Origin of the sequence: Mycobacterium sp. PO1 (assembly GCF_017312405.1) — a bacterium.
GTDB lineage: Bacteria > Actinomycetota > Actinomycetes > Mycobacteriales > Mycobacteriaceae > Mycobacterium.
Genome location: NZ_BLTG01000153.1, coordinates 1 through 2,509, shown reverse-complemented (window position 1 = coordinate 2,509; position 2,509 = coordinate 1). Strand labels below are relative to the sequence as shown.

Below are 2,509 nucleotides of genomic sequence, written 5' to 3'. Positions count from 1 at the left end.
AAACCAACACTGCTCCAAAACTCCCGCCACTGAAACGGCCGCACAAACACAAACCGCACCGCATCCAGAGCCATCGCAAAAAACCCACCAACAGCCTGCATCGCCCCCGACAACCCATTGGGCAGACTGATCCCGGTCGACCACCGCTCCGGACCTGGCTTCGATCGTGGTGTCACGTCGATACATCCGAGACGCGGGAGTGACACGAGGGCATATATTCCATCAGCGGCGAATGTGGGTTTCTCGCAATTGCCGTGGAGCGGAGTCGCACTTCGGTGCACACCCTCCGGCAGCCGTCGACCATGGTAAACAATATAACAGTAGCTGTTCTATTGACAACCACACCGTCTCTCGTAAAGCTGGTGACCTGGGCGGAAACCACGACGCCGCGCCGCGTTCACATTCTCGAAGGAATGAGCGAAAGGGTTGCCTTCAGGTGAAAATCGACGTCGAGGGCCTCGGAACTCAACTCTTCAGTGATGGGTCCATCCAGGATCCGTATCCGCTCTACGACCGTATGCTCGATGCGGGTTCTGTTCACCGGATCGGCCGCACGGGGTTCCATGCCGTCTGCAGTTGGCGTGGCATCAACGAGGTGCTCGCCCGCCCCGAGGACTTCTCCTCGAACCTCACGGCCACGATGACGTATGCCCCCGAAACAGGGGTGTCCGCCTATCCGATGGATGAGGTCGGCGGGCCCACCCAGGTTCTCGCCACCGCTGATGATCCGCACCACGCCGCCCACCGCAAAATGCTGGTGCCCCAGCTGGCAGCCAAGCGCATCCGATCGGCCGCCGAATTCGTCAGCGAGACAGCCGATCGCCTGTGGGCCGAAGGCCTCCACGACGGCCGTATCGAATGGATGGGTGCGTTGGCCAACCGGCTGCCGATGATGATCGTCGCTCGGATCATCGGCGTCCCCGACAGCGATGTCGACATGCTCGTCCACGCGGGTTACGCGACGACACAATTGCTCGACGGTCTGATCGACGCCGACGGATTGGCGCAGGCACAACAGGCCGCGGTCGAGTTGCACGGCTACATCACGGAGCACTTCGAACGTGCCGCGGCCGACCCCGGCGACAACCTTCTCGGCGATCTGGCGACAGCATGCGCGCGTGGCACCGTCGACCACACCACGGCCGCCGTGATGATGTTGACCTTGTTCAGTGCGGGCGGTGAATCCACGGCGTCACTGCTGGGCAGCGCGGTGTGGTTGCTGGCATCCAAACCGGAGATTCAGCAGCTGGTCCGTGGTGATCGCACGCTCCTCGGAGCCTTCATCGAAGAGGCACTGCGCTACGAGCCGCCATTCCGTGGCCACTACCGCCACGTGCTGGTGGACACCACGTTGGACGGGGTGGAATTGGCCGCCGGTGACCGTCTGCTGTTGTTGTGGGGTGCGGCCAACCGTGATCCCGAGCAGTTCGAATCTCCCTCGGAGTTTCGGCTGGACCGCCCAGGGGGCAGGGGGCACCTGACGTTCGGCAAGGGGGCGCACTTCTGCGTCGGCGCCGGGCTGGCGCGGTTGGAGGCGCAGGTGGTGCTCGACTACCTGCTCGATCGCACGGCATGGATCGAGCCTGCCACTGTCGGAGGGTGGTTACCCAGCATCCTCGTGCGTCGCTTGAGCAGTCTGGAACTCGATGTCAGCTGACGGTCCGCGGGACCACCGGCGCTCTGATGGGGCTTGGGAGTGGGAGCTCGTCAGCGCGAAAGCTCGGTACTGTCGGCTGCTCGACACGAAGGACTGGCCCGCTCTGGCCGACATGCTGGCCGAGAATGTCACCGTCGATCTCGACGCCGGCAACCCCGCCTCGGTTCCTCTCGTCGGCCGGGAATCCGTGATCGCGGCGCTGCAGGCCGGTGTCGAGGGCGCGCGAACCGTCCACCAGGTCCATCTCCCTGAGATCAGCATCGATGGCGACGTCGCCGACGTCGTCTGGCCGGTGCAGGAGCGGGTCATCTGGAGCAACGGCACATCGTTGACCGCCTTCGGCCATTACCGGGACACGTGGCGCCGCGAGCGAGATCGATGGCTACTGGAGGCGATGCGCCTCAGCCACCTCTTGATGGAGTTCTCGTCGGAGGACTGAACACCGTTGCCGCACCGGACCCGAACGCGGTGAGGGATGATCATGCGGCGTCATCGGCTCTCAGTTGTCACCGCGACGCCACAGCGGAAGGCCGTCGAGAGCCTGACAGATGAGGAACTGGCCGTCGAATCCCTGCGCCACCGAGTTCTCATGACCGCGGCAGAAGGAGTTCTCGGCTTTGACGCCGACCATCGGCGGTGACCGGAAATACCGAGGCTCATAGCGTCTCGGGGACCCGCAGAACACCAACCGACCCCATGAGGTGGTGCCGAAGACGTAGTGCCGGGTGTCGTTGCAGGATGCACCCAGCACGACGCCGGGGGTGATCCCTGGCGTGCAGAACGCGTCGTCGCAGCTGGGCGGCTGGCTGTGTGCCGGTGCAGGTGTCAGAACCGACGCGCTCAACGCGATGC

The 2,509-nt window shown here is 64.0% G+C and carries 3 protein-coding genes; 2 read left to right on the top strand and 1 reads right to left on the bottom strand.

Annotation, left to right across the window (positions count from 1 at the left end):
* Positions 1-436: 436 nt before the first annotated feature.
* Both J3476_RS27755 and J3476_RS27750 read left to right on the top strand, forming a co-directional pair.
* Positions 437-1,657 carry a cytochrome P450 gene (locus tag J3476_RS27755; protein ID WP_373889155.1) on the top strand — a complete coding sequence of 407 codons (1,221 nt, stop codon included), beginning with the start codon at positions 437-439 and terminating at the stop codon, positions 1,655-1,657.
* On the top strand, positions 1,647-2,096 hold the full coding sequence (locus J3476_RS27750) for a nuclear transport factor 2 family protein (RefSeq protein WP_207069463.1): 450 nt from the start codon (positions 1,647-1,649) through the stop codon (positions 2,094-2,096). The genes J3476_RS27755 and J3476_RS27750 overlap by 11 nt, the downstream gene beginning before the upstream one ends.
* A 60-nt stretch (positions 2,097-2,156) precedes the next feature.
* Here the strand turns inward: J3476_RS27750 and J3476_RS27745 are convergent, their stop codons facing one another.
* The gene (locus tag J3476_RS27745) at positions 2,157-2,507 is read right to left on the bottom strand and encodes a hypothetical protein (protein ID WP_207069462.1); all 351 of its coding nucleotides are present in this window, start codon (positions 2,505-2,507) and stop codon (positions 2,157-2,159) included.
* Between the last annotated feature and the right edge of the window lie 2 nt (positions 2,508-2,509).

Bases quoted from the DNA above. Each gene is read 5' to 3' on its own strand.
- J3476_RS27750 (WP_207069463.1), top strand. From the start codon at position 1,647: ATGTCAGCTGACGGTCCGCGGGACCACCGGCGCTCTGATGGGGCTTGG.